General features: G+C 36.2%; 15 protein-coding genes and 2 pseudogenes. 2 read left to right on the top strand and 15 right to left on the bottom strand.

Features of this window, described 5'->3' with window-relative positions:
* Nucleotides 1-157 precede the first annotated feature (157 nt).
* The 7 genes from guaA to AAHI02_RS00140 all read right to left on the bottom strand — a co-directional run bounded on the left by guaA (nt 158) and on the right by AAHI02_RS00140 (nt 8282).
* Nucleotides 158-1687, bottom strand: coding sequence for a glutamine-hydrolyzing GMP synthase (guaA, locus tag AAHI02_RS00170; RefSeq protein WP_346984877.1), 1530 nt, complete (start codon nt 1685-1687; stop codon nt 158-160).
* A gap of 222 nt (nt 1688-1909) precedes the next feature.
* Entirely contained in the window at nt 1910-3148 is a 1239-nt protein-coding gene (purD, locus tag AAHI02_RS00165) for a phosphoribosylamine--glycine ligase (protein WP_346984876.1), read from the bottom strand.
* Between the two features lie 117 nt (nt 3149-3265).
* Nucleotides 3266-4783: a bifunctional phosphoribosylaminoimidazolecarboxamide formyltransferase/IMP cyclohydrolase gene (gene purH, locus AAHI02_RS00160; RefSeq protein WP_346984875.1), complete on the bottom strand. Its 1518-nt coding sequence runs from the start codon at nt 4781-4783 to the stop codon at nt 3266-3268.
* A 273-nt stretch (nt 4784-5056) separates the two neighbouring features.
* Nucleotides 5057-5629: a phosphoribosylglycinamide formyltransferase gene (gene purN / locus AAHI02_RS00155; protein ID WP_346984874.1), complete on the bottom strand. Its 573-nt coding sequence runs from the start codon at nt 5627-5629 to the stop codon at nt 5057-5059.
* An 81-nt stretch (nt 5630-5710) separates the two neighbouring features.
* Entirely contained in the window at nt 5711-6703 is a 993-nt protein-coding gene (purM, locus tag AAHI02_RS00150) for a phosphoribosylformylglycinamidine cyclo-ligase (protein ID WP_346984873.1), read from the bottom strand.
* Between the two features lie 269 nt (nt 6704-6972).
* Nucleotides 6973-7524, bottom strand: a complete 552-nt coding sequence (locus AAHI02_RS00145) for an NAD(P)H-dependent oxidoreductase (RefSeq protein WP_346984872.1) — start codon at nt 7522-7524, stop codon at nt 6973-6975.
* 29 nt (nt 7525-7553) lie between these two features.
* On the bottom strand, nt 7554-8282 hold the full coding sequence (locus AAHI02_RS00140; protein ID WP_346984871.1) for a pirin family protein: 729 nt from the start codon (nt 8280-8282) through the stop codon (nt 7554-7556).
* A 241-nt stretch (nt 8283-8523) separates the two neighbouring features.
* Between AAHI02_RS00140 and AAHI02_RS00135 the strand changes: the two genes are divergently transcribed.
* Nucleotides 8524-9162, top strand: a complete 639-nt coding sequence (locus tag AAHI02_RS00135; protein WP_346984870.1) for a hypothetical protein — start codon at nt 8524-8526, stop codon at nt 9160-9162.
* Entirely contained in the window at nt 9131-9304 is a 174-nt protein-coding gene (locus AAHI02_RS00130; protein ID WP_346984869.1) for a hypothetical protein, read from the top strand. The genes AAHI02_RS00135 and AAHI02_RS00130 overlap by 32 nt, the downstream gene beginning before the upstream one ends.
* Nucleotides 9305-9377: 73 nt before the next feature.
* Here AAHI02_RS00130 and AAHI02_RS00125 read toward each other — a convergent pair whose 3' ends face one another.
* The 8 genes and pseudogenes from AAHI02_RS00125 to AAHI02_RS00090 all read right to left on the bottom strand — a co-directional run bounded on the left by AAHI02_RS00125 (nt 9378) and on the right by AAHI02_RS00090 (nt 21222).
* Entirely contained in the window at nt 9378-10760 is a 1383-nt protein-coding gene (locus AAHI02_RS00125; protein ID WP_346984868.1) for an MFS transporter, read from the bottom strand.
* A gap of 4 nt (nt 10761-10764) precedes the next feature.
* Complete coding sequence (locus AAHI02_RS00120) at nt 10765-11280, bottom strand: nuclear transport factor 2 family protein (RefSeq protein ID WP_346984867.1); 516 nt, start codon at nt 11278-11280, stop codon at nt 10765-10767.
* 129 nt (nt 11281-11409) lie between these two features.
* Nucleotides 11410-13261: pseudogene (locus tag AAHI02_RS00115) on the bottom strand (glycoside hydrolase family 13 protein).
* 238 nt (nt 13262-13499) lie between these two features.
* Entirely contained in the window at nt 13500-13850 is a 351-nt protein-coding gene (locus AAHI02_RS00110) for a glycoside hydrolase family 97 C-terminal domain-containing protein (RefSeq protein ID WP_346986649.1), read from the bottom strand.
* 30 nt (nt 13851-13880) lie between these two features.
* Nucleotides 13881-15564: pseudogene (locus AAHI02_RS00105) on the bottom strand (glycoside hydrolase family 97 catalytic domain-containing protein); the annotation flags it as partial.
* 175 nt (nt 15565-15739) lie between these two features.
* Entirely contained in the window at nt 15740-16849 is a 1110-nt protein-coding gene (locus AAHI02_RS00100) for a SusE domain-containing protein (RefSeq protein ID WP_346984866.1), read from the bottom strand.
* An 18-nt stretch (nt 16850-16867) separates the two neighbouring features.
* Nucleotides 16868-18466 (bottom strand): RagB/SusD family nutrient uptake outer membrane protein, encoded by a 1599-nt coding sequence (locus AAHI02_RS00095; RefSeq protein WP_346984865.1) that lies wholly within the window; start codon nt 18464-18466, stop codon nt 16868-16870.
* Nucleotides 18467-18471: 5 nt separating this feature from the next.
* A complete protein-coding gene (locus tag AAHI02_RS00090; RefSeq protein ID WP_346984864.1) occupies nt 18472-21222 on the bottom strand; it encodes a SusC/RagA family TonB-linked outer membrane protein in 2751 nt (916 codons plus the stop codon).
* Nucleotides 21223-21518 lie beyond the last annotated feature (296 nt).

Raw genomic sequence — 21518 nt, 5'->3', positions numbered from 1 at the left:
TGCCAAAATAATAACCGAATAATATTATATATTTTAAACAGTTTACTTTTTATAGTATTACTTTATTTCCTAAGCGCAGGAATAGCTCTAAGGCAAGATTGGTAAACCAAAAAATCCCGCCCGAAGGCAGGATTTATATCTAAAATTCAAGTCAAAATTATTCCCACTCAATAGTTGCAGGCGGTTTGCTTGAAATATCATATGCTACTCTGTTGATTCCTCTTACTTCGTTGATGATTCTGCTTGAAACGGTATCTAAAAACTCGTAAGGAAGTCTGCTCCACGTTGCTGTCATGAAGTCGATGGTGTTGGCAGAACGGACAACTGCTGTATATTCGTACGTTCTCTCATCTCCCATTACCCCGACCGATTTTACCGGAAGAAGCACTACGAACGCCTGAGAAACTTTCTCATACAAATCATTTTTATATAATTCTTCAATGAAAATATCATCCGCTTCCTGAAGGATTCTCACTTTCTCCGCGTCAACAGCCCCCAACACTCTGATCCCCAAACCAGGACCCGGGAAAGGATGTCTGTGCACCAAATGATGAGGAATTCCCAGCTCTTCACCTACTTTTCTTACTTCATCTTTAAACAATTCTCTTAAAGGCTCCAGCAATTCAAACTCCATTTCTTCAGGAAGTCCACCTACATTATGGTGAGATTTGATGACGGCCGAAGGACCGTTTACAGACTGGCTTTCAATAACATCAGGATAAATTGTTCCTTGTGCCAAGAATTTTGCCCCTTCAATTTTGTGAGATTCTTCATCAAAAACATGGATGAATTCGTTTCCGATGATCTTTCTTTTTGCTTCCGGATCATCAACTCCGGCTAATTTTGATAAAAATCTTTCTTTAGCATCAACCAGTTTAATGTTCATATGGAAATGTTCTCCATAATTATCCATTACTTTTTTGCCTTCATCTTTTCTCAAAAGACCTGTATCTACGAAAATACAAGTCAGCTGATCACCGATTGCCCTGTGAATCAAAACTGCAGCAACAGAGGAATCTACTCCACCGGAAAGTCCTAAGATCACTTTCTGATCTCCTACTCTTTCGCGGATTTCTGTTATTGTTTTATCGATATAGTTTGTCAGCTTCCAGTTTTTCTCTGCATTACAGATTCCGAATACGAAATTCTCCAGCATTTTTCCGCCTTCTTCCGTGTGGGAAACTTCAGGATGGAATTGCACGCAATAGATTTTCTTATCTTCATTTGACATGGAGGCCACTACACCCGACTGAGCATTTAACTCAAACCCCGGAGGCAGCTGTCCCACTTCGTCAAAATGACTCATCCAAACGATAGAATTATTAGTTACACCTTTTAATAAAGAACTTTCTTTTACGATTTCAAGGTGAGCTTTTCCGTACTCTCCTTTTACACCTTTATGAACTTTTCCACCTAAAAGATGAGCAGTCAACTGCATTCCGTAACAGATTCCCAACACAGGAATTCCTTGTTCATACAACTCTTTTTCAACAAGATGGGCATTTTCTGCATTGACAGAGCTTGGCCCTCCTGAAAGGATAATTCCTTTTGGCTGCTTTTCTAAAATTGTTTGTAATGGTGTATTGAAAGGTAAAATTTCCGAATACACACCCATCTCACGAATTCTTCTTCCGATAAGCTGGTTGTACTGTGATCCGAAATCTAATATGATAATACCGTTGTTCATTTTTTATAATTGATGAATGATGATTCTGATTAATTCCCTCCGGGTTTCACCCGAGGCTATTATGGTTTCGCCCTTTCAGGGCTCTCTTGAACTCTTTATTTAAGTTTTGGCTAAAGCCAAATTGATTTCTTTTTTCATTTATCGGGCTAAAGCCCGATCCTATTGATGGAACCTTTACAAAAAAAAGACCTGGATTTCTCCAAATCTTTTTCGTGATTTATGTTAGAACTTTCCGATGTCTTCTCTGTAGAAGCCGTAATCGAAATGTACATGACTTGCATCTTCGTAAACTTTCTTGCGGGCATCTTCGTACGTGGCTCCAGTGGCTACGATGTTCAGCACTCTGCCGCCGTTTGAAACTACTTTATCTCCTTTTGTAATGGCTCCTGCATATAACAGCTTGCTTTGTTTTACTTTATCTTCTCCCACGATTTCGAAACCTGTTTCGATGTTTCTTGGATATCCCCCTGAACACATTACCAGACAAATTGCTTTTTCGTCTTTAAATTTAAGCTCGATATCTTTTCCTTCCATACAATCCTGGATAACATCAAGAAGATTATTTTCCATTAAGGCCATCAATACCTGAGTTTCAGGATCTCCGAATCTCATGTTGTATTCAAGAAGATAAGTTCCGTTCTTGGTCACCATTAATCCGAAGAAAATGATTCCTTTAAAACCAAAACCTTCCGCTTTAAGTCCGTTGACAGTCGGTTCAAGGATATTTTTCTCAAAGTCTTCGTAATGTTCCTGGGTAAATTCCGGACTTGGAGCGACAGATCCCATACCTCCTGTGTTTGGTCCTGTATCGCCATTTCCTGCTTTTTTATAATCTTTTGCAGCAACACAAGGGAAAAGTTTATTACCGTTTGAGAAGGCAATAATAGATGCCTCAAAACCTTGTAAGTATTCTTCGATCACCAAACGGATTCCTGCATCGCCATATATTCTTCTGATCATGAAATCATGGATGGTAGCTTCAGCTTCTTCCAGTGTATCGCAGATCACAACACCTTTTCCTCCGGCCAATCCACTGGCTTTTATAACCAAAGGATATTCCTGTTTCTGAACGTATTCTTTAGCGTCATTGTATGAATCAAAAACTACAGCTTTTGCTGTTTTGATATCATAGGTCTGCATAAATTTCTTAGAGAAAGCTTTACTCCCTTCCAGGCTTGCCACCTTTTGGTTTGGTCCGAAAACTTTAAGGTCGTGCTTTTTGAATTCGTCCTTCAAACCAGCTACAAGTGGTGCTTCTGGGCCAACGATCGTTAAATCTACCTTTTCCTTGATTGCAAAATCTCTAAGTTCTTTAATCTCTGATAAATGAACATTTTTTCCTATTACATCAGTGGTAGCGTTTCCGTTGGCGAAAAACATCTTAGTAATTCTCGGATCATTCTGAAGTTTTGCTGCCAAAGCAGATTCTCTTCCACCTTCACCTATGATTAATATTCTCATACTTTATTTAATTATCTAGTCTATAATTTACAAATATATAATTTTGAATGCTATAAATACAATCTCAAAATATAATTTTAGCTAATAGCCAATAGCCGATAGCTAATTGCTTTACAATTAATGTAAAAAATGTCTGATCCCGGTAAACATCATCGGAATATTGTGCTCGTTGGCAGCGTCAATACTGTCCTGATCTTTTACGCTTCCGCCGGGTTGGATGATCGCCGTAATTCCTTCCTGAGCGCAGAAATCTACCACATCACGGAAAGGGAAAAATGCATCTGAAGCCAATACCAATTCTCCTGAGAACTTTTCTTTAGCTCTTTCGATCGCCTGTTGGGTAGCCCAGATTCTGTTTACCTGTCCGCCTCCGATTCCAAAAGCCTGAATTCCGTTGGAAACTACAATCGCGTTGGATTTTACATATTTCACTACTCTCTGAGAGAACAATAACGCTTTTTTCTGCTCTTCCGTAGGCTGAGTTTCAGTAACGACTTTGATATCATCTGAGAAAATGCTGTCATTATCCTGAACTAAAATTCCTCCGTCAATCTTCACCCAAGTTTGCTTGTCAGAAACCGGATTTACGATTTTTATAATTCTCAGATTTTTCTTCTTTCTTAAAATTTCTAAGGCTTCTTCATCAAATTCAGGAGCCATAACAATTTCAAGGAATGTTTTGTTTAATTCCTCCGCTGTTGCTGCATCGATTTTGTAGTTCATTGCAACAATTCCGCCAAAGATAGAAACAGGGTCGCACTCGAAAGTTTTCTGATAGGTTTCCAACGCTGAAGTTCCGATCGCAACGCCACAAGGTGTAGAGTGTTTTACGGCGCAACAAGCCATTTCTTCTTTGAATTCTGTTACCACTTTCCAGCAAAGATCCATATCACGAAGATTATTGAAAGATAATTCTTTACCTCCCAATTGTTCGAAATCTTTCATAGCACCGTTTTCGAAAGTAGAAACGTAGTAAGCAGCTGTCTGATGTGGGTTTTCACCATATCTAAGATCAGAAACTTTTTTGTAAGAGGCATTTAAATAAGTCGGATAATCTTCTTCTAAAAGCATTCTTGAAATCGCTGCATCATAGGCAGAAGTAAGGTTGAATACTTTTCCTGCTAATTTTTTACGGGTTTCGATATAGGTATCACCGTTTTGCTCCATTTCGATTTTCACGGTTGCATAATCTTCAACGTCAGTAATTACCGTCACAGAATCAAAATTTTTAGCAGCAGAACGAAGCATTGAAGGACCTCCGATGTCGATGAATTCCACCTTTTCGTGAAGAGAAATGTCTTTGTTTACATTTTCAAAGAAAGGATAAAGATTTACGATTACCATGTCAATCAGTCCAATTCCGTGTTGCTGAACGGTATTCATGTGCTCTTCATTGGAACGAACGGCCAACAATCCGCCATGAACTTTCGGGTGTAATGTTTTCACTCTTCCATCCAACATTTCAGGAAAATCGGTAACCTCATCAATCTGAATCGGATTTAAACCAGCGTCTTTCAGGTGTTTGAATGTCCCTCCTGTAGAAATCAATTCGTAATTTTGGGCTTCCAAAAACTGTGCGAATTCTATCAATCCGCTTTTGTCAGAAACACTGATTAAAACTCTTTTTTTGCTCATCTTACTTTAAATTTTTTCTTTTTGATAGGATTTTTATCCTATCCTGATTTAAATCGTCCTTTCAGGACTCTTTTGATCAAAAACTTTTACTTTCAATTTACTTTTTACAGCTATTTCAAACTGTCGACCGGGTCTTTCACCTCCGGTCTATTATTTTTACTTAGATTTTTCTTGTTTTTCGAAATATTTAAATCTAAATGTGTTTTGTATTAATGTAATAATGTATCAGTATAACAATGTAACAATCATTTAGATTGGTAAATTGGTACATTACTAGATTGGTACATTATTTAATACTTTGTTTATAGCTTTTGGGAAAATTTCGTATTCAATTAAATGAACTTTTTCCGCTACCGTTTCAGGAGTATCATTTTCTGTAATCTGGAATGATTTCTGAAGAATGGCTTCCCCTTCATCAATTCCTGATGTTACGAAATGTACAGTAGCCCCGCTTTCTTTTTCCTTTGCTTCAATCACCGCGTTGTGAACATGATGTCCCCACATTCCTTTTCCTCCGAATTTCGGAAGCAAAGCCGGATGAATGTTGATTATTTTACCGTTCCAGTTTTCACAGAATTCAGGTTTCAGAATGGATAAAAACCCTGCTAAAACGATTAAGTCTGTATTTCCAGGAATGACTTTGCTCAATTCACTGCTGAAGTTTTTTCCTCTCGGAATCAGAACGTTGTCTATATTATGATTTTTTGCTCTTTCAAGTCCGTAGCACTCTCTGTCGGCCACTACCAACGATATTTTTGCATTCGGGATTTCTCCGTTATCAATAGTATCGATGATTCGCTGAAGATTGGTTCCTGAGCCTGAAACGAGTATAACTAAGTTTTTCATAGATTAATGTAACAATGTATCAGTTTAACAATATAACAATTCATTAAAATTGGTAAAATATTACATTGTTATATTGGTACATTAAAATGATAAGTTTATCTTTTCGTTTCCTTCTGTAATTTCTCCGATTTCGTACGCATCGTCCAAAAGGTGTAATACTTTTTCTGCGTGTTCTGCATCTACCACAACGATCATTCCGACACCCATATTGAATGTTCCGAACATCTCTTCGTGAGCCACACCTCCTCTTTTTTCCAATTCAACCATGATCGAAGGAATATTGATTTTTGATGCGTCAATAGAAGCACACAAGCCTTCAGGAATGATTCTAGGAACATTTTCATATAATCCACCTCCGGTGATGTGGGCAATTCCGCAAACTTTTACTTCTTCAAGAACTTTATGGATATCTTTGTAATACAATCTTGTAGGAACTAAAAGTGTTTCATATAAAGGCTTCCCTTCAAATTCTTCATTGAAATCAGTAAAAACTTTTCTCACCAGTGAAAATCCGTTGGAATGAAATCCTGAACTTGGCAATGCAATAATTTTGTTTCCTGCTTTAATTCCTGAACCGTCAATAATCTGATCTTTTTCAACAATTCCGACGCAAAATCCTGCAACATCATAATCTCCGGGCTGGTACATTCCCGGCATTTCAGCTGTTTCTCCACCGATCAATGCGCAATTGTTGTCTTTACAGGCTTCCACCATTCCTAAGACGATTTCTGCGGCGATTTCAGAATCCAGTTTACCACAAGCTAAATAATCCAGGAAAAATAATGGTTTTGCACCGTGGCAAAGAATATCATTGGCACACATGGCGAAGCAATCTACCCCGATCGAATCGTATTTTTTTGAGTCTAAAGCTACTTTCAGCTTTGTTCCTACCCCATCGGTTCCGGAAACCAACACAGGATTTTTGTATCCTCCGATTTCATAAAAAGCACCAAAACTTCCCAAATGGTTCAGTACATTGGAATTATGGGTTTCGCCAACCGCTTTCTTGATCTTGTCAACGGTTTTGTATCCTTCTTCTTTGTCTACTCCTGCTGATTTGTACGTGTTGCTCATATTATTAATGTAAGAGTGTATCAGTTTAACAATTTAACAATGCTTTTAATTGTTAATGTGCTAAACTGGCACAATTTATTTCTATGTTTAAGTCTTAATTTCGAAAATAAAAAAAGCCGACAATCTTAGTAGATTATCGGCGTTGTATTATCTCAGAATTTCAGAGCCCACAATATTCCCTTTCTTGGAGAAACATTCTTTAAAAGTGGTCTGAATATTCATCTTTTTTTCTTTTTGCAAAGATATTAATTTTAAATTAATATTCAAATCTATTTTTCAAGGATAATTTCTACTGCCGAAATTTTTGCAATCTTTTCCTTCAATTCGCTGTCTTTCTCTTCATTAGAAATTTTCTGAGCCGATTTGTCAAAATTATCATTAAAGAAAGGAAGCGTAAAAGTATCGACGATATTTCCGCCGTGAAGTGGAAAACGTTTTGCTGCCGCTTCTAAAACACCCAATCCTCCTCTTGCTCCGGGAGCTGTTGCCATCAATAACATTGGTTTTTCATTCCAAACTGCTCTGTCTTTGATTCTGGAAGTCCAGTCGAATACATTTTTGAAAGCTGTGGAATACGTTCCGTTGTGCTCGGAAAGAGAAACCAAAAGTATATCTGCAGCATCAATTTTTGAAGCAAAATCTGCTGCCTGTTGAGGCACGCCATTTTCTACTTCACGCTGATGTTTATAGATCGGCATTTCAAATTGATTCATATCTATGATTTCCACTTCTGCATTCTGAATGAGTGAAGCTGCATAAGAAACTAAAAGTTTGTTGATCGATGTATCGGAATTGCTTCCGGCTATGGCTAAAATTTTCATTGTTTTTATTTAAGTTTACAAATTTAATATTATTTAAGGTAAGATGGCAAGTCCATCGGAACTTCCATTAAAAGAATTTCGGTATCTTCAACGGCTTCAATGTTGAAACTTTGGGTATCCCAGATTCCCAGACCATCTCTTTCATTTAAAATCCTGTCGCCAATTTTTGCGCTTCCTTTTAAAACAAATGCATACACCCCGTTTCCTTTTTTATGAAGCATATAATTTTTACCGTTGCCTTTGGTAAAGTTTGCCAGGTTGAACCAAGCATCCTGATGAATCCAGACTCCGTCGTCGTTTTTATCCGGTGATAAAATTTGCTGAAATCCATTTATTTTTTCACCTTCTTTAATGCTTTTCTGATCATACCTCGGTTCAACATCAACTTCTCTTGGAAATACCCAGATCTGTAAAAATTTTACTTCTTCATCCTTATTTTTATTGTATTCGCTGTGCATTACACCGGTTCCGGCACTCATCACCTGGATCTCTCCCTTTCTGATAACAGCTGTAGTTCCCATGGAATCCTTATGCTCCAGATCACCTTCCAGCGGGATTGAAATGATTTCCATGTTTTTGTGCGGATGTGTTCCGAATCCCATTCCCTGAGAAACGGTGTCGTCATTCAGCACTCTGAGAACTCCGAAATGGGTTCTTTCATTGTTTTGATAGTTTGCAAAACTGAATGTATGATAAGAATTCAGCCAGCCATGATTGGCGTGACCTCTTGTATCTGATTTATGATATACTGTTTTCATATTGTGATTATTTATGGTACAAATGTACATTATATCGTTGTCTAAAACTGTTGATATAGGATAAGAAAGAAAATATATAAACAGTCAGAAGATACATTTACTTTATTCAAATCATAAAATTTTATATCTTACCAGCAATTTAATAATTATGAAAAATATTATATCGTTATTTCTTCTCTTTTCAATTTGCTGTTATGGTCAGCAAAAACCACTTAAAAGCTGTATAAACGGAGACTCACTTATGACCAAATATCAAAATATACATACTGCGTATAATAAATTAATTGAAAAGAATAGTAATAATATTTATTTGAAAAATGACAGCTACTATTTTAAAATTTCTAACAATGTAGGGAATTCCAATCCTGAATCTCTGAGACTACTCTTAAAATACGAAGGAAAAGATGTTTTTATGAAGACTGACCCAAATGGCAACCTCTATTCAATTTATCAAAACACAAAGCCTGTGGAAGAAATCTTTTTCCCTAATAAAGATAATTTCGATTTAAAAGTAGAAAATTTGATTACAAATTTATCAATCAGGTATCTTGCGAAAGACAAAAGGCTATATGCCACTTATTATGAAAAAAATAAGGATCAGAAAAATGATATTGTCCTTGCCCAGATGTTTAGAAATTGTACGCTGGTTGCAGAAAAGAATTATAAAAAAGATTTCAGAATTGATAGAAAACAGCTATTGAAAAAGCTCCCAAAAAACTTTTATGATGCCGCGCTAGAGTATCTTGAAAAACAGAAAAATGAAAATAAAATAACCAATGAAGAATATACACAACTTAAAAAGAATGCAGAACTGATAAAAAATAAACTTGAAGCCGGAGAAGATTCCAATGAATTTTTCAAAAAAAGTATATATCAGTAAGATGTACTCAGATGACGAAACGCCTGTTTATCAGGTCGGATTACCTAAAAGACCTGATGGTAATTTCGTCAACTGGCTTTTTGAAATTAATGCAAGAAATAACACTGTACATGAAATTTCCTATATTCCTCATGAATTCTAATTTTCTGGATTATTTTCAAAAAAAAGCGGACACTATAGAGTCCGCTTTTTTTATTAATTTTAATTCTTTTAATTTAAAAATGTACCTGCTGAATTTCTTCTTCAATTTCCTTTGGGGTATCATGTTCTGATTTAATAAAAATCATTGTTAAAACAGCACCCAACAGCATACAGATTCCACCGACTACGATGTAATCAATTGCCATTTTGCAAAATACACCACTTACAATCGGACCTCCGAAAATCCCGTTAATGATCTGAGGAATCACAATAAAGAAGTTGAAAATTCCCATATAGACTCCCATTTTCTTTTGTGGGATTGAATCGATTAGCATGGCGTAAGGCATGGCTAAAATACTTGCCCAGGCAAATCCCAGTCCGACCATTGAAATCCAAAGATGATGAATATCTTTAATGAAATACATTGAGATTAAACCTAACCCTCCACAAGCTAATGCTAAGGCGTGCGTTTGTTTTTTACCTATAAATTTTGCAATCGGCGTTAAAGCAAAAGCAAAAAAAATGGCATAGAAATTATAACTTCCGAACAAACTTCCTGTTAAGTCACCAGCTTTATTAAATTCCGCAGAATGAGTATTATCTGGTGAAAGCCCAAAATGATGTGTCGCCAAAGCACTCGTTGTAAAAACCCACATCGTAAACAAAGCGAACCAGGAAAAGAACTGTACAATTCCTAATTTTTTCATCTGTGAAGGTACATTCGCAAAATCTTTAAAGATATCTGAAAGTTTAGATTTTTTTTCTACTACTTCCTTTCCTCCTTCAAATGAAGCAAATTCTTCCGGTGAGTATTCTTTGGTGGTGGTGATGGTGTACAAAATCGATAAGATCAGCACTGCTGCGCCAATGTAGAAAGCATAAATCACATTGTCTGCCACAAATCCTTCAGGTGCTTCATTTGAAATTCCCATTTTTGTAAGCCAGTTTGGCAAATCTGAACCAATTACCGCTCCGATTCCTATTAAAATAGTCTGAACAGAAAAGCCTATCGTTGCCTGATGTTTCGGCAGCATATCTCCCACCAAAGCACGGAAAGGCTCCATGGCAACATTTATAGAGGCATCCATCATTGCTAAGAAAATCACGGCCATCAGCAAAACATTTGCCGCTATCATCTGCGTTACAGAGGCTGCATTGGGAAGCATCACCAATCCGATGGCGCATAAAACCGCTCCTATTAAAAAATAAGGCTTTCTTCTTCCCAACGGACTCCAGGTGTTATCTCCCATGTGACCGATGATTGGCTGTACAATCAATCCTGTTACAGGTGCCACCAGCCAAAACCACGACAACTCATGAACATCTGCTCCAAAGTTTGCCAAAATCCGGCTTGCATTTCCATTTTGTAAACCAAAAGCCATCTGGATTCCCAAAAATCCCATGCTCATGTTAATGATCTGAGGCATTGACAGATTGGGCTTTACTTTTTTCATCATTATGTTAATTTGATTTTAATTGTTTAATTAAAGTATCTTCAATCGGAGTTTTTTCAACGACCACTTTATCTACAATCTCATTGGGAACCGTTACAGAAAGAACGTATTGTTTTACTTTCCATTGTCCGTTAATTTTTTCAACCACACCGGAACCGCGGCAGATCTTCATTTGAGTATCGAGCAATTCATCGAACCACGCCAGTTTTCCATCATTGCTGAAATAGATATTTCTTTTTAATGATGTGAAATCCCATGTTCTTTTTTTGTCGAAATGAGGTTTAGCCCAGATCATAAAAGCTTTTTTATCCCAGACTTCCGTTGCATCTGTTCCGATGAAGGTAGATTCATCTGCGAAATAATTGAAATAGGTTGTAAAATCTGCTTTTGCAGCTGCGACGTTGAATCCGTCGAGCATTGTCCCGATTTCTGCTTTTTCTTTTTCAAATTTTTTCTGAGCTGAAATGGTCGTAAAGCTCAATATACACATGATGAAAGTAAAGAATATTGTTGTTTTTTTCATATTTAATTATAAACCTTTAAATTTTATTTTTTAACGCAAAGGAGCGCAAAGCTTTCTTCTTAACTACTAACTGTTTTTAAGTTCACAAAGGCGTTTCACTCAGCAAAGGTGAATGAATTTATTTTTAAGTTACTTCAATTCAATAACCATAGAAGTTTTTGCGGGTATGGTGAGATTATTCTGTAATGAAAAGTCTTTATCGGAGATGATGTCTTTTCCTTTTGAAAATCCTTTTAATGATTCAGCAAAATGCTTCAAATCCAATGTTTCTTCTTTTTCATTGTTATTTAAAACAACCATTACGCTTTCCTTTTCGTTATATCTAAAATAAACAAAAACATTGTTCTGCGGGACGAAATTTTTAGTTTTTCCGGTGTGAATGACTTCTTTTCCTTTCCTCCAGTTCAACAGTTTTTTGAGTAAACTGATAAAATTCCTTTTGTTCGGCAGTCTGTTCTGAAGGTTTAAAAGCATTTACTTTGTCAGACTTCCATCCACCCGGAAAATCTCTCCGGATATCGGCATCGCCACCTTTATTTTTATCACCGCGCATTCCGACTTCCGAGCCATAATAAATCTGTGGAATTCCGCGAACGGTTGAGATCATTGTTAAACCTAACTTATAAGCTTTTGGATCATTATTGAATATTTCATTCCATCTTTCGGTATCATGATTTTCAAAGAAAACCATTACGTTATTGATATCGGGGTAAAGGAAATCACTTGCCAGGCTGTTGTATATACGATTCATTCCGCTGTCCCAGCCTTCTTTTTCCTTTAATGCTTTCGGCATATCGCCGTACAACATAAAATCCATCACCGACGGAAGATTGGAATTATAATTTGCCGCTTCACCCGTTTTTGAATCTTTCTGCCATGCCGAAATATATGCCGCTGTATTCAGCCATGTTTCTCCAACGATATTAAATTTCGGATATTCATCGGTAATTGCTTTAGCCCATTTAGCCATCGCCTCTTTATCGTTGTAAGGATAAGTATCTACACGAAAGCCTCCCAAATCTGCATATTCAATCCACCAAATGGCATTTTGGGTAAGATATTTTAAAACTAAAGGATTTTTTTGGTTGATATCAGGCATTGTTGTATCAAACCAACCATCCAACGCTAATTTTTTATCAACATCGGAAGCATTGGTATCAAACTGTGTGGTTGTTTTGTAATTGGAACGTTTAAAACCATTTTCTCCGCTACTAAACCAATGAATCCAGTCTTTTGTCGGCAGATCTTTGATCATCCAGTGTGAAACTCCCCAGTGATTGGTGACATAATCCATCACGAGTTTCATGTTCCTTTTGTTTAATTTTTGGGAAAGTTCACGATAGTCTTCATTGGTTCCGTAGCGGGCATCAATCTTATATAAATCGGTCTGCGCATAGCCATGATAAGAATATACTTTTTCATTGTCTTCATTCACCGGAGTGAGCCAGACTGCCGTTGCCCCGAGATTCTGAATATAATCGAGATTGTTGATAATTCCGCGCAAATCTCCGCCGTGACGTCCGTTGGGAAGGCTTCTGTTTGCTTTTTCCGTTAAGTCCGGGCTTGAATCATTTTTCTCATCACCATTGGCAAAACGGTCGGGCATAATCAGATACATTACATCCTTAGACATAAAAGATTCTCTATCCGCAGAATTGGGTTCTCTCTGCTTTAATTCGTAGGTGTAAGAGCTGGAGATTTTTTTGCCTTTTCTAGTATTTATCTTAAACTTCGGAACAGTGATCTCATTGGTATTTACAGTTATAAAAACGTAATTCGGATTTTCTACTTTCTGAATCTCTTTGATCTGAACTCCGTCTGAAATTTCGATTTCGTCATTGGCAACATTTTTTCCGTAAACCAGGATCTGAAGTTCAGGATTTTTCATTCCTTTCCACCAAAAGGCCGGTTCTACTTTTTGAATTTGTGAAAATGCAACGGATGCTGCCGATAAAGCAAATATTGTATATATTTTTTTCATTTTATGATTTTTAAAACGTTAACAAAGGTTCATCTTTGAAAGGTTCGTTTGTATGGTGTGTAATTATTAGCCCCGATAGAAACGGCATCCTTTTTCGTTACGGCCTCCGCTTCGCTCCGGCCGCAACGAAAAAGATACAGTACTTCGGCAGGCTCAGCATAAATTCCAAGCGGGAAAAAGCTTCTAAAAATAAAAAAAACTTTGTCAAAGATTAAACTTTGACAAAGTTGATAATATATTACAATGGTTTTATCGAAATTGCAAAACCGCCGCTTCGTGCCATTTTAAAATTGATCTTAGACTTACTCGTAATCTGTTTTTTATAAATGTGATAGCTTTGAGGATTGTCGATGTAATCTGCATCTTTTCCGTCTTCATAAATCGTCGCTTCGTACTTCTTACCTTTATCAAGGAAAGAGAAATCGACGGTATGATCACGTTTGTTTTCATCCGTAATCCCTCCTACAAACCAGTTTTCAGTACCTTTTGCTTTTCTTGCGGTGATGATATAATCTCCGGGTTCAGCTGATAAAATTTTAGTATCATCCCAATCTGCCGCTACATCTTTGATAAACTGGAAGGCATCCATGTGTTTTTTGTAGTTTTCAGGCAGGTCGGCAGCCATCTGAAGGGGCATGTACATTACCACATAAAGAGCCAGCTGCTTTACTAAAGTCGTCTTTACAAAACGCTTATCACCCGGGAAATAGTAATCCAATTTCGTCTGGAAAATCCCCGGTGTATAGTCCATCGAGCCCCCCCATCCATCTTGTAAACGGCAAAATGGTTTGGTGATCGGGGTTATTTCCGCCGAAAGCTTCGTATTCCGTTCCACGTGCTGCTTCAGCAGAAATATAGTTCGGGTAGGTGCGGCTTTCTCCGGTAGGTCGCACGGATTCGTGAGAGTTAACCATGATTTTGTACTCATTTGCCTTTTCTGCAATTCTGTAGAAATGGTTGATGGTCCACTGAGAATAATGATGCTCGCCTCGTGGGATCATATCTCCTACATATCCCGTTTTCACGGCATCGTAGCCATATTTATTCATTAGCTGATAAGCTTTATCGGCCCATCTCTCATAGTTCGTTGCAGAACCTGAAGTTTCATGGTGCATAATCAGCTTGATACCTTTTGAATGTGCGTATTCATTCAACATTTTGATATCAAAATCCGGGTAAGGCGTGATGAAATCGAAAACAAATTCTTTTGAATGCCCAAACCAGTCTTCCCAGCCGATATTCCATCCTTCGATCAAAAGCCCCTGGAAACCGTTTTCTGCGGCAAAATCAATGTATTCTTTAACTTTTGTATTGTTGGCAGCATGTTTTCCGTTAGGCGTTAATTTAGAAAAATCGGTTACTCCAATACGGACATTTGATTCCGGTTGGCCATATGCCCATTGTGATTTCCCGATGATCATTTCCCACCATACACCCATGTACTTTGTAGGATGAATGTAAGAAGTATCGGTATATTTTGTAGGTTCGTTAAGGTTGAAAAGCATTTTTGAATCCATCACTTCTTCTGCTTTCGGAGCCACAACAATGGTTCTCCAAGGCGTTACGGAGGGTGTCTGAATATATCCTTTTGCTCCCTGCCTGTCAGCAGTAAGATGTGTTTTGAATTTAAAATTAACCGCATCCACTTCAAGATGAGAAGCCGGATAATCTAAAACTGCCGCTTCTGCAACGTTAATATATAATGGTTCTTTACCTTCCTGCTTCAGCATTACCGGTGACTGCACTGCATTTTTTATCAAAGTCTGCGAAGCATTGGCATCTGCCGCTTTCGGCCATCTTGCAGGGATCTCGGAAAGTTTTGTCTCCTGGTATTGGTACTCCTGAGAATCATAATCGGCAACGATCCACCAGGCTTTCATGTCGGTTGGGAAATCAATCTCGGAATCTTCTTCACGGATTACGAAATAATTAAGGTTTTTCTGCTGCGGAAATTCATACCTGAAGCCCAATCCATCGTTAAAAAGTCTGAACTTAACGATAATATTCCTGTCAGTAGTATCCTGGTGCAGCGTAACTGCTAATTCATTATAGTTGTTAATATAATTTTTCTTCTCCCCTAAAATCGGTTGCCAGGTTTCATTTTTTGCATCACGTTTTTCGTCAACTTTCGTAAAGCCGTTATTAAGATCAAATTTTACATCTTCGGGTTTAGCAATTTCAGATGCAAATTTGATAGAAGTATCTTTAAATAATCTCAATCCCAGTTTTGAATCTTCAACTATTGTTTTTCCGTTGTATTTTAGGTTATAGAAAGGTACGCCCTGCTTCAGCTGGAAATCCATTTCAAATTTTCCGTCCGGCGATTTTAAAGATTGTGCATTAACACCCGCAAACATCATCGAGAACAATAATGCCCCAATTGTAATTTTCTTCATAATGATCATTTATAAACTTTAAAAATAAAGAAAGTGCTGCCGAAAAGCAACACTTTGCTATATTATTCAACTTAAATTAATATTATAATGGCTGGATTTTGTAAGTTCCCATTTTTACATCGATAGAAATTTTATAACTACCTCCTGTTCCATCAAATTTAATATTCCCGTTACTTCCTTTTGGTCCTAAATATCCAGTATTCCCATCAGCTGTAATATTTCCCCAATCCAAATCTCCCCAGCTTTGTTGTCCTAAAAATTTAAATTCAGAAGCAGCCGGAAGTGCTACAGTATATTCAAACTTACCATTTCCTAAGCTTGTCATTGGAATTGCCGTTCCTGCATTCCATCCATTGACAGTTCCTACTAAATATACATTAGCAGGATTCCAAGTATTAACAGATGAAGCTGAAACAGTGATGGATTTTACAGTTGCATCTGCATCAATAAGAACCTTATACATTCCTGTTGTCCCATTAAACTGGATATTTTCAGGAGTTGAGGCCGCTAAGTTTGTTGACCAAGTTTTAAAATATTTGTTCCCTGCGTTCATTCCCGCAGCATCAAGGCTATAATTTGTTGGTCCCCAATCTTGTTGTCCCAAAAATCTAAATGTTTTTCCATTTTCTAAATACGTATAGATTGTTGAAAGATTATCTTTTTTGTATAGTAATTGTGATGTCGCCGCATCCCAGCCTACAGCTGATGCATCACCTACTATATAAAATGATGGATAAGCGGTCATATAAGGCTGAACATTGATCGTTAAAACATTAGAATTAACAGGATTATAACTACCTAATTTAGAAGATAATCTTACTTCTATATCAGTAGCAACATTGGGAGCAAGGCCTGCATCTAACATCATATTATTAAAATCAGCAACGGTATAGCTAACTTTTTTAGCCCCATCTGCTAAATCTATATTTTTGGGGCTGGCGAAATTTGTTCCCTTTAAAGAAATTTGTAATTGATTCTTTTGAGCAACACTTACTCCATAATCAGGAGCACTCCAATCAAAAGTAATGGCAGTTTGAGCTTCATTATCTTTAATTAAAACTAAAGTAGTTTTATCTGCTTTTAGATTAGATGCTGACGGATTTTGTAAAACAGCCTGATCTTCATCTTTATCACAAGAAGCTATTAAAAAAGCTACCACAAAAAGTGTGAATATTTTAAATACATGTTTCATTTTAATAGTGTTTTTTTATTAATAGCCAGGATTTTGAACCAAATTAGGATTTGCTACAATCTCATTAGCTGGCAAAGGAAATAGATTTCTGTAGTCTTCAACAGCTTTACCATCTTTCACGCCCCCTTTCCAAGGCCATAGATAAGAGCCTGTCGTAAATTTACCATAACGAATTAAGTCCGTTCTTCTTGTTCCTTCCCAAGACATTTCTCTTGCTCTTTCATCTAAGAAAAAATCGGTATTAATTGATGTAACCGTATTACCTCCTGCTCTTGTTCTCAAGGCATTCACATACCCTAATGCAGTAGTAACATTTCCTCCCGATCCCCCTCTTGTAACAGCTTCCCCGTACATTAAATAAATATCAGCTAAACGATACAAAGGAATATCTGCGTCTACGAAATTACCAGAGGTATCTGACCCAGGTGCTCCATTAGAATATTTTATATTTTTATATTTGATAAATGCGTAACCGTCTGTAAAAGTTGCTACATTGTTAATTTCTAAATTCTGACCAGTCGTATAAAAATTCCCTCTTTGATCACTTGGAGAACCTGCAAATAGATTAACAAAAGATTTTGTAGTTCTAAGACCACCCCAGCCTCCATTTATTCCAAAATCAGAAGCAGGCATAGATCCTCCAACAGCAGCATGTACCATGAAAGTTGAACCACCATAAGTTTTTGTACTTGTACCATCGTAGTTTACAGATAGAATAACTTCAGGGTTACTTACATTATTATCAGCCATAAATAATGATCCATAATTTGATTTCAGAGAATAACCAGCACTTATAATTTTGTTACAATACGTAATACAATCTGTATATCTTCCTGTACCTGTGTAAACTTGTGCATTTAAATACAATCTTGCTAATAAAGCCCAAGCTGCCGCTTTATCTGCTCTTCCATACTCATTAGTTCTTGCATCTTTAAGATCATTGGCACAAGCCAAAAGTTCAGCTTCTACATACTTGAATAATTCTGCTCTCGTAATTCTTGGTGGAGGATTATTAATAATATCTGTAGTTTCTATTACATTAGGAACGTTTCCAAATAAATCTAATGCGTGATAGTAAGATTGTGCTCTCAAAAAACGCGCTTCGGCACGCATATATTTTGCCTCAGTCAGATTATTTCCTGTAATGCCGTTTGTGGAAAGTTTTTCATCTGTAGTGTTTTTAATAAATTCATTACTTATAGCAATTACACTATAGATTCTGTAATATATCGCTGTTATAAAAGGGTTCGAAGCATCCCAAGTCATTCTATGCATTTCTGGTAGACCAGAATCTGCCCAAGCGATAACAGCTTCATCAGTTGTTAAGACCTGCATACTATACATTTGACGAAGATAATTGGAAAATCCACCATCAATACCTCCAATATCAGTATTTGCATCTCCATTATTCTGATCTCCTTGTCCTCCAATAGCCAGCCCAGCATAGATTTTTGCTAAAGCAGGTTTATAGTTATTAAAGTCTTTATATAATACAGAGGAAGTAAGTCCTAAACTTGGTTCTCTTTCCAGATCTTGTGAGCACGAGCCTGCTGAAATTACAGTTCCCAACACAATAGATCCTATAATTATTTTTTTGTATAAATATTTATTTTTCATGTTAATTAAAATTGAAAGTTAAATCCTAATGAATAAACTTTAGGTCTTTGATAAAATCCATTATCTACACCATTAAAAATCTCTGGATCAATACCTTTATATTTAGTGATTACAAAGACATTTTGTGCCATAGCATTTATTCTTAAATTAGTTCCTTTCCCCATAAATTCTCCAACATTATAACCAACTGTCAAATTATCCATCCTTAAAAATGAAGCATTTTCAACAAACATATCAGAAAATAACTGGGTAGTTGCAAATTGTGTATTTAAAACACTTACATTAGTATTACTCAAGAAATTATTATTTTGAATATTCGCAATTGAACTGTTAGAAGCTGAATTATTATAGACATAGTTTCCTAAGATAGCCCTAAGTGTAGTTCCAAAATCCCATTTTTTGTAAGATATCTTAGTAGAAAAACCTAAAATTGCGCTTGGGTTAGGCGATTTATAAAAATATTTATCAGAATCATCAATTTTTCCATCTGTGTTTCTATCTACATATACTCCTTCAAGAGCTTTTCCATTACTATCATAAACTTGCTGGTAGACAAAGAAAGAGTTGGGTGCATATCCTACAGAATTCCATTCTATATAGTTATTAATTCCTGTAATATTTGATGATGATGTCTGAAATCTATACGAAGAATCAACATATTGTGAGAAGCTAATAATTTTAGGGTTTGCCTTACTGAAGTTAAAATTAACGTCCCATGTTAAATTCTCATTTTTTACAGGTATAATATTCAGATTAAATTCAATTCCTTTATTATCAATTACGCCTACATTTTTCGTAACAAAGTTATTAAGACCTCCTGCCCATGTCGGTACATTCGCAATCAAGCTGTTATCATCCGTTCTTTTTGCAAACAAATCTACCGAACCGTTGATTCTATTATTCAAAATTCCAAAATCTAATCCTATGTTTTTTGCAGTAGTAGTTTCCCATCTTAAATTTGGGTTATAAATATCTGGTCTTAGCAACGTGTAAAAAGTATCACCAAGCTGATACTGTGAAGTACTGCTATTACTATATGAATATGAACCAAAAGCGGTGTAAAAACCTCCTGTTTCTTGTTGCCCAGTTTGTCCCCAACCTGCTCTTAATTTTAAAGAATTAATAAGTTTTACATTCTTCAAGAAACTTTCTTCATTAATTTTCCATGCAACGGATACGCCCGAGAAATTACCCCATAAGTTATTTTTATCTGTACCGTTCCAGAAAGTAGATGACCCATCTCTTCTGATTGATCCGTTAATAATATATCTATTGGCTATAGTAAAAATACCTCTTGCATAGTATGACTGCATCGTTCTTTGGTTATCTCCCGCAGTCGAAAAATCGGTTTTTTGACCATTCCCATAATAAGTTGGTGCTACTGGAGTTATTTCATGTTTATCCTGATAAGAGTAACCTCCAATAATATCAATATTGGTAGCTATAGCGTCTATTTTTTTAACATAATTAAAATATGTTTCCAATAATTTACCTTTAGCTTCCTGCGAATATGAACGATAAGATCCTAAAGTGCCAATACCTTGTGCATAATTCGCAGCCACAGCCGTAGAACCGTCACTTTTTGCATAATCATAAGAAACATTTGCTACTAATCTTAAATCTGGTAAAAAATGAAGCTTATAGTCTACTTGTAAACTTGGAATGATTCTGAAAACAGATGATAGATCTCTTTTACTGTATAGTAGACCAAGAGGGTTTCTTGTTCCATTTACATTTAGTCCGGTAGCTGTGTTTGCAGGATCCAACCACTCATAATATCCTCCATAATTAGAATTACCAGAATATATCGGTTGTGTCGGGTCAAAATAAATAGCAGCACCTATCGCTCCTCCATCAGGGAATCTGTTTTCCGTAAATGTTCCTTTTAAATTTGCATTAATTGATAAATGGTTGTCAAAAAACTTTGGCGATAGATTTAATCCCAAAGAAGTTCTTCTAAATTCATTAGTTTTAACAATACCATTCTGTTCATTATATCCTAAAGATAATCTATAAGGTAAACCTTTAATTCCTCCAGAGAAAGACACATTATTATCAGTACCTAAAGCCTGTTGATAAATTTGGTCTTGCCAATTTGTATTAGCATTTCCCAAATAAGATTTTTGCTGTGTTGTACCATAGGTATTTACAAAACTTCTGAATTGATCTGCATTCATAACATCTGTATTCCCCATTTTAGTTGAGACAGAAAAATTGGTATTAAAATTTACCCTGAATTTTCCCGCCGTTCCTTTTTTGGTTGTAATTAATATAACCCCATTAGTTGCTCTGTTACCATAAATGGCAGTAGCAGAAGCATCTTTAAGAATATCAAAAGTTTCGATATCATTTGGATTAATTAATGATAATGGATTTGTTGCTCCTGCTAAACTATTCGTTTCTAAAGGAACCCCATCAATAACTATTAGAGGATCATTATATTGGAAAGAAGAACTACCTCTCACCCTGATTGTAGATCCTGATCCGGGAGCTCCTCCATTTCCAGTAACTTGTACCCCTGGTGTTTTACCAACAATCAATTGATCAGCAGTTGTAGCTCCTCCATTAAAATCTTTAGCAGTAACAGAAGTTATCGACCCCGTAAGATCCGTCTTCTTCTGTTTCCCATAGCCAATCAGAACAACCTCTTCTATTTTTTTCTCTTTCGTAGCAGAGTCGCTTGTTTGCGCATGAATTATTGTACTTGCCAATAAAAATGCAGGCGCAATTTTTAATACCGTTGTAAAATTTTTCACAATATTATTTTTATATAGTTTCTTTTTTATCGTACAAGGCCAGAGCCTGCTGCAATTTAAAAAAATTTAATAATTATCATAAATTTTAAAAAATTTTATTAAAATTATGTAAATTAAACGAACATTTTAATGCATACATTTAACTGTCAGTTATTTAAACTAAAATATGCATCACATAGCACTATTTTAAATTTAACAAAAAGTTAAACATTTGTTTAACTAAATGTAATATCCGACTGTCCTGATAGACTTTAAAACCGTTTAAAAAGAAGACTTACGGTATTCCGCAGATATTC

The organism is Chryseobacterium sp. POE27, from assembly GCF_039727685.1.
In the GTDB taxonomy this organism is placed as follows: Bacteria; Bacteroidota; Bacteroidia; order Flavobacteriales; family Weeksellaceae; genus Chryseobacterium.
This window is presented reverse-complemented; position numbering and strand designations above follow the sequence as displayed.